The organism is uncultured Allobaculum sp. (assembly GCF_948576815.1).
GTDB lineage: Bacteria > Bacillota_I > Bacilli_A > Erysipelotrichales > Erysipelotrichaceae > Allobaculum > Allobaculum fili.
On record NZ_CAPAEZ010000001.1, the window covers coordinates 73,863 to 81,858 of the forward strand.

Genomic DNA, 7,996 nt, shown 5'->3' on the forward strand with positions numbered 1-7,996 from the left:
GTAATCCTCTGCTTCTTCTTTAGCAGAGATTTTCCTTCGTTCCATTCTGTCTCCTTTTTGAACCTTCATCGTTTCCGCTCTGGAAAAGGGAGCCCATAAAAAACTGTCCGCAAGGGACAGTTTCGGGATTAATCAGCGTAGAAGGCGATGCCTTCGTATTTCCAGCCGTAGTAAATCAGATTATCGCGTTCATCTTCACTGAGAGTGAAATGATGGCTGCCGGTTTCGGCATTCGGGTTATAGAGACGATAAACCGGATGTTCATAATGTTCCAGTGCAGCTTTCCAGGATTCGCCTTCTGCGCGCCAGCCAAAGCCCTGCAGCGCGTTGTATTCCTTCTCATCGATGGTGTAGTGATGATCGCCGGTATTCGGGTTATACAGACGGAAGACCGGAATCGCGTTGTCTTCGTCGCAGGAAGACCAGGCCAGACCTTCTGCATTCCAGCCGGCCCGATCGAGGTAATTGGCTTCCTGCAGATTCAGCGTGTAGAAATGTTCGCCGGAATTCGGGTTATACAGACGGAAGACCGGATCCGGTACACGCGAGTTCTGCGCGATCCAGACGAGACGTTCACGGTCCATCAGAGGTCCGCCGGAACGGTCACGGTACCCATAGACGTAGGCAAACAGAGAAACGACTTCGCCGTTTTCGTTCAGCATCGGCGATCCGCTCTGGCCGCCGCTGCCGTACGTGTTGGATTCCAGAATGCGGTCAAACACTTCCACATCGCTGCCCCAGCTTTCGTACTGGGTAGAAATGTCGTTTTCGTGATTGTATTCCGCCGGATAGCCGCTCAGATGCAGCCGCTGGGCCTTGGCGCCGTCAATCGAAAGCGGAAGCTTGCCGGTTTTGGCGGCAATGTCGTCGTTGAGTACAATCAGTGCCACGTCGTTGGCTTCGTGCGCGTCGTTCAGCCAGCCTTTATCGACTTCGAAATATTCAACATCTTCACTCGTCCACGCGCCAAACGGTGCGGAATAATCGGTGGCACCCGGGGTGATATGAATGCTTTGGATCCAGCCGTAGCCGTGTTCCACATCGTAAATACAGTGGCCGCACGTCAGAACCGTATTTGGACCAATGACAAAGCCGGTACCGACGTAATAGCGGTGTTCATCGTTCTGGTCTACAAATTCCAGACGAAGCTTGCAGATGGCGCTGTACGGCATGCGGGTCGTATCCATAACGCGGGTACGGGTTTCGGGAGAATCTTCGTTGTATTCGGGAAGAATATCCGAACCGTCCGGTCCGCTTGGATCTTCCTTGTACACCGGATCGAGCGGCTGTTCGTTTTCTGGTTCTGCCTCTTCTTCCGATGCAGCATCGTTTTGAATCTGCGTCGAATCAAACGCGTAGCGAACCGAGTCGTCCTCGACAGTTACTGTACCGTTTGGTGCGTCGGTAAAATCCGGCTTTTCCTTTGCCAGCATGGCTGTCGGCGAAAGAAAGGAAAACGCCATCGTCAGGCTTAATACCCAGGCGCCAAGACGATGTCCAAGTTTTGGACGCGTTGACCCATAGGCTGGGGGAATCGGATAAATATGTTTTCGTTTCATGCACAATCTCCTTATTCTATGTTGCCGGGCTGTGAAGTTTCCTTCGTTATGCGTCCGGTAAATATGTCGATCACTATATTGCAGTTTTCTAGTGCCATACTACCCGATCGGTGTCCGTCTTTCTTTTCAACTGACCATATAAAAATGCGGTTCGCATAATGTCAGTTCTGTTTTCTCGCCGTCCTTTCCGACTCTTTTTTCTCAAGTATCGGATCGGGTCAATTTCTTATCTTAGTTGTATATAAAGGCCTTTTTGCGCTTTTTTCGAGAGCCGCTCCCGCCTGGAAAAGCGGCGGTCCTGCCTCTTTCAAGTCCGGTTACCGAGCGATACGCCTGTGCCGTTTTTCTCGTTCTGTGCTGTACTTATTCGCAAAACGGATTTCATTTTGGAAAGCGGCCGAAAAAAAGGCTGATCCTTCTGAGGGTTCTGAAGTTCCCTCAGGCTGGATCAGCCTATTGTGCCTGGACAGAGTTCTGTCGTTCAGAATTTATGAACGAAACGGGTTCGCATCGATTTTCATCGAGCGTTTCTTCGTTCCTTACTTTTCGCTGCTTTCGCTTTCGCTGGAGTCAGCTTTTGAATCGTCGGCTTTCTTGTCTTCCGATTTCTTATTGTCCGACTTCCTGGTGTCCGGGGTTTCGACTTTGAAGATGTAGCGAACCGAAGTCTTGGCACCTTCCGGTGCACCGGCGAAGGTGGAGTACTCTTCGTTGAAACGGATCGTTTCATTGCAGAGGTCCTTGAACATGGCGATTTCTTCTTCGCCCCAGTTCAGAGCTTTTTTCAGCTGGCTCATGCCTTCGTCATTGAGTTTGACGGTTCCGTCTTTCAGCTGACGCGCACCGTCATCAAGCTGGCTTGCGCCATCCTTGAGTTGTGCGGCGCCATCCTGCGCCTGGGTGATGCCGTCATCAAGCTGGCTTGCTCCGTCATACAGCTGACTGGCTCCCTGATTCAGCTGTACAGCGCCTGCATGCAGAGCGCTCGATCCGGCGTAGAGACGGGAAGCGCCGTCGTGCGTCTGGACGATACCAGCGTTCAGATCGTTCATGCCGCTGTGTACATCCGACGCGCCCTTGCTTAATACGGTTACGCCGTTGATCAGTTCCAGATGACCGGCCTGCAGCGCCTTGGCACCGGCATTGACGCTCGAAGCGCCGCTGGCGAGTTTGGCTGCGCCGTCATTCATGGACGCGGCAGCGGTGCTCAGCGATGTGGCGGCATCAATGAGTGTCGTGCGGCTGTCGGCCAGTTTCTGGGTCGAATCCGCAAGCTGATCCATACCCTTATTCAGGTCGTCGGCTTTTGTGGACAGCGTCTGGCTTAATGTGCGCAGACCGCTTTCGAGCTGGTCAATGCCGTCATCCGTCTTCGTTGTCAGTTCGCCGACACCGTCATCGAGTGTGGAGATGCCGGTATGCAGCTGGGAGGCAGCGGTACTTAACTTGTCGGTTGCCTGCTGGAGTTTCGTCAGCGAAGCGCTCAGGTTAGTGAAATCCTCGCTGGCGCTGATCTGGTTCAGACCATTCTGTACGCCGGTCAGTGCGGTAATGGCTGTATCGATATCGTGATCCAGGCTGGTCAGCTGCTGGACGGCTCCATCGAGTGAAGTGGAGATCGTGGAAATCTGGCTGAGTTTCTGGGAAAGACTTTCCACATTGGCTGTGGAAATCGGTGTAATTGCCGTCTGCAGCGGAGCAATCGAAGCCGGCAGATCGTCTACCGAAGTCTTGGCGGTGGCCAGACTGCTTCCGGCAGCCTGTACGCTGGTCAGCGCACCGGAGAGCTGCGGCAGAGAAATGGCATTCAGGGCAGCCCTGGTCGCTTCATCGGTTGTGGATGCAGCGGCAGCGGCAATCGCCTGACGTGCGGCTTCAACCTGCGAAGAGGCAGTCGATACGGATGTGGCGGCCTGACTGTTGGCGGTCTGTGCTGCGGTGATCGCATTGGACGCACCGGTTTTGGCGTTGGAAACCGCCGCAAGTTTCGTATTGCGATCGGCAATTTCCTTGTTAGCTGCCTGAATCTGCGCGTTCGCCGAGGTTACGCCCTGGTTGATTGTATTGACGTCCGTACGAATACCCGAAGAAAGCGTTCCGACATTGGCGCTTGCACTATTCAGTGCGGTCTTCATCGTATTGAGCGTCTGCAAATCGTTCGCAAGCGTCGTCTTCTGACCCTGCAGAGTCGTCAGAGCGCCGGAAAGCTGGGTGCTCAGTGTGGACAGCTTGGCCGGATCCATCCCGGAAATCTGAGTATTCAGAGCGCTCAGACCATCGGAAATCTGTTTGGAACCATCCTTGGCCTGATCGGCTCCAGTCTGCAAAGACTGCACGCCCTGATCAAACTGGGTCTTGAAGGACGCTGCGCCATCGGCGGCTTCACCGCTCTTATCGGAAGCGGCTTTCGTAAATTCCGATACGCCGGATTTTGCGCTCTTCATGCCGTTGTTCAAAGCGAGGAAGGAATTGCCGAGCTGATACAGCTGGCCGTCCCGGCCGGTAAGGGCATCAACTTTTGTCTTGAACTGAGACGTACCGTCGCTCAGAGATTTCGATCCGCTTTCCAGCTGTTCGGTTCCGGCAGCCAGATCGTCGCTGCCTTTGGACAGCTTGTTGACGCCGTCCTGGGCAGATTTTGCACCGCTTTCGAGCTGTGCAGTTCCGGCGGTCAGCTTGCTGGAACCAGAAACAAGAGCATCGGTTCCTTCCGCCAGACGTTTCGCGCCGGCTTCGAGATCCGCGGTGCCATCCTGTGTGGCTGCAGTTCCGTCTTTCAGCTGGGAAGAACCGTCATGCAGTTTTCCGGAACCGTCTTTCAAAGCGCCCATGCCGTCGGTGAGGGAGTTTGTTCCGTCCAGCAGCTGATCGGCACCGTCGCTCAGTTTGGCTGCGCCGTCCACCAGCTGGTCAGCGCCGTCAAAGAGCGGCTGCAGTTTCGAAGTGAGTTCGCTCAGATCGTCCATATCGCTCAGTTCGGAAAGCTGGATTTCATTGGTTGCACCGAAATACATCTGCGGCACTTCAAAGTCTTTTACATCGGCTTCGATCGTCACATCATCACTGGCGCCAAGCTTATCGGTAAAGGAAGAAAGGCCGGCGCTGTCCATTGTTTCGGTTAATCCAGGCAGTGCAGCGAACATCAGGAATTCGCGTTCGCCGTCATTAATGGTCTCGCCCTGTTCGCAGGAAATATTGGAGAAGATCTTGCCGTCGAGATCCATCAGACCGCCCGCTGCAAAGAGCGGATGAATGATGACGTTCTTTCCGTTGAGATTAACGGTTTTCTTCTGATCGTTAACGAATTCCACGTTCATTTTCAGATGACCGCTTTTGCCTTTGAGCTGTTCGGCCGTCATCGTTTTTCCGTCCAGGCTGTAGGTAACTTTGATCTGTACCGGCAGTTTTTCCCTGGACGTACCCTGATAGTAAAGATCGTTGCCGTTTACGTTCCATGTGTAGACGTCGCCGGAAACGGTCGGCTTGTTGTCTTCTTTCAGATCCTGTACGTCGCTCAGTTTCAGATTTTCGCTGATCTCGCCGAGTCCGTTTGGATTGTGCAGCCAGGACGTAACGATCGTTTTGGAAATATTGCCGTTTTCATCCAGGAACGAGTAAACCGTTTCGGTTTTTGTGGTGTCTTTCGCATCCTTTTTGGATTTTGCACTTTCTTCCTGAAGGATCGTGCGGCTGGCGTTGGAAGGTTCCGCTTCCCTGGCCAGTACGCTAACAGGAAGTGCGGAAAGAGACAGAGCGCTGCTTAACAGAGCGGCTCCGAGTTTCTGAATTGAGTTTTTCATATTCGAAATAGCATTCCTTTCCCTCCGCTGTCCGTTTCCCGTTCGGTCCTTCAAACGGGAAATGGTTCTGGAGGCTGATTCTTGTCGGCCAGGCAATGGGAAGCCTGCGCCATGGGGACACGCTGCTTTTTTACTGCGGGCAGCCTGCCTGTATAGAACAGATGAGGATAAGATGGAAAATCTGCGGATTTTCTAAGCCAGACCGGTCTGCTGGTCCAGTCGAAAACCGGCTGGAGAATGCGGCTGGTTTTCTGAATTCACGTCATTCACTGTCTGTGCAGCAGTTTTGGAATCCTGTGTGTTTACCGTTTGGGCAGTTTCGGCTTTGGCATCCGAATTCGATGCGTCTTCTTCCGGTGCAGCTTTCGGCCAGCCTTTTGTGGTTCTGGTGATGAACTTGTTGCACGTAAGAAGCAGAGCCGGCAGAACCGTCAGAATGACGATGACACTGATCAGGGCGCCGCGGCCAAGCAGGGTGCACAGCGATTTGATCAGGTCCATGCGGGCAATCAGGCTTACGCCCGAGCAGGCCGCAAAGAAGGACATACCGGAAGTAATAATGGAAGGCATCGTCTGGGTGATCGCCGTCGTAATGGCTTCTTTTGGCGGCTGATGCGCAGCGAGCTCTTCACGGAATCTGGACGTTATCAGGATGGCGTAGTCGATGCAGGCACCCAGCTGAATGGTGCCGATAACGATGCCGGCGATGAACGGCAGTTCGGTATGTGTCAGATACGGAATGCCCATGTTGACGAAAATCGCAAATTCAATACAGAGCACGAGCAGGATTGGCAGCGATACCGATTTAAAGGTAAGGGCAATAATAATGAAGATAGCGAGGATGGAAACAAGGTTGACCATCTTGAAGTCGATGTCGGTAACCTTGATCAGATCGCGCGTCATGTTGCCCTCGCCGGCGATCAGCGCGTTCGGATCGTATTTCTGTGTAATGGAATACAGATCTTCAATCTGATTGTTCAGCTCATCGGTAGCTGAACGATAGGACGTATTGACGAGAATCAGCTTGCGGCCGTTGGCTTCGAGTACATCCCGGATGGCATCCGGTTCAAGTTCCGAAGGAATCATCGGTCCGGCAAACTTTTCATAGGCGACTACGCTCGTAATTCCATCGAGGTTTTCGATTTCATCGACCATCTGACGCGTCTTGGACGCGGAGAGATCCTGATCGACCATGATGAAATGCGAAGTCGTCATATCGAATTTATCTTTCAGTTCGTTGGTGCCCTCAACCGCCGGAAGATCGGCAGGAAGAGAAGCAGCCAGGTCGTAATACTGTGCCGTATGGGAGTTGCACCATAAGGCCGGAACAAACAGCAGGGCAAAGACAACCAGAATTGCTTTGCGATGCTCGACAACCCAGTCGGAGAATTTCGGCAGCGGACGGATCAGAACCGGATGCTGCCATTTTTCAATCCATGGGTCAAAGAACATCAGCAGAGAAGGCAGAACCAGAATCGTACACAGCACGGCGAACAGAACGCCTTTGGCCATGACGATACCGATATCGCGTCCAAGCGTCAGCTGCATGACCAGCAGAGCAAGGAAGCCGGCGATTGTCGTAATGGAAGAGCTGGTAATGGAAAGCCATGTCGCATGAATGGCCCGGGCCATGGCGTCTTCCTTGGAATCGCCTTTATTTTTCTCTTCCTGATAGCGGTGCAGCAGGAAGATGGAGTAGTCCATGGAAACGGCCAGCAGCAGAATCATGCTCAGCGCCTTGGTGACGTAGGAAATCTCGCCAAGGAAAATATTGGTTCCCATGTTGTATAGAATTGGATAAACCATGCCCAGAATGAAGATCAATGGCGCCAGCCAGGACTTCAGTCCGAGCGAAAGAACAATTAAAACCAGAAGAACCGCAATGGCGGAATAAATCGGCGTTTCCCGATCCACCATCGCTTTCGTATCCGCTGTAATAGCGGAAAAACCGGCGACATGCACGTTGTCGCTGCAGAGCTTTTTAATTTCCTCGATCGCATTCATCGTGGAATCGCTGGCCGCCGCATCCTTGAACGTGACGATGATCATCGTCGATCCGTCCGAATAGATGGCATCCGTCAGCGAAGAAGGAAGAACATCTGCCGGAATCTGGGCATCCACGACATCTGTCTTGGAGAGCGTCGTATCGACGCCGTCGATCTGAGAAATCTGCTCTTCCAGCCTGGCCACATCCTTGTCCGGCATGTCGTCTACAACGACCATCGCCGTACCCGCCAGGTTGAAATCGTCGCTCAGCACATCCTGCGCCACAATCGAGGGGGAATCCTTTGGAAGATATGTCAGAATATCGTAGTTAACACGCGTATTCATATATCCAATAACCGAAGGAATCAGCAGAAGCGTAGCTACAAGCAAGATAATATTCCGGTATTTAACAATAAATTTTGAACACTTTTCCATAACCGTAAGTACCTGTTTTTCACTGGTTTCCTTTCACATCACCCATCCTATTCAGTTTTTGACCATCGGTCAATATTTACGCCCGTATCCCTTTCAGACACTTTATTCCCTATGCCTAAAAATTGACTATCAGTCATTTTTTATATTTTTTAAAGGTTCGGGTGCAATGCTGTTCACTTAAGCTTCACAAGTGAGCAGTGCCTTGCCTTTCTAGTT

The 7,996-nt window shown here is 52.3% G+C and carries 3 protein-coding genes; all 3 read right to left on the minus strand.

The annotated features are described in order from the left end of the window. Positions 1–128: 128 nt before the first annotated feature. Complete coding sequence (locus Q2J39_RS00340; protein ID WP_288338722.1) at positions 129–1,559, minus strand: trypsin-like peptidase domain-containing protein; 1,431 nt, start codon at positions 1,557–1,559, stop codon at positions 129–131. Positions 1,560–2,098: 539 nt separating this feature from the next. Continuing rightward, on the minus strand, positions 2,099–5,359 hold the full coding sequence (locus tag Q2J39_RS00345; RefSeq protein ID WP_288338723.1) for a hypothetical protein: 3,261 nt from the start codon (positions 5,357–5,359) through the stop codon (positions 2,099–2,101). 192 nt (positions 5,360–5,551) lie between these two features. Then, entirely contained in the window at positions 5,552–7,690 is a 2,139-nt protein-coding gene (locus tag Q2J39_RS00350) for an RND family transporter (protein ID WP_288338724.1), read from the minus strand. Positions 7,691–7,996: the final 306 nt, after the last annotated feature.

What these genes read in the sequence shown, in the direction of transcription:
- Q2J39_RS00340 (WP_288338722.1), bottom strand. Translation starts at nt 1,559, where the DNA reads ATGAAACGAAAACATATTTATCCGATTCCCCCAGCCTATGGGTCAACG.
- Q2J39_RS00345 (WP_288338723.1), bottom strand. Translation starts at nt 5,359, where the DNA reads ATGAAAAACTCAATTCAGAAACTCGGAGCCGCTCTGTTAAGCAGCGCT.
- Q2J39_RS00350 (WP_288338724.1), bottom strand. Translation starts at nt 7,690, where the DNA reads ATGAATACGCGTGTTAACTACGATATTCTGACATATCTTCCAAAGGAT.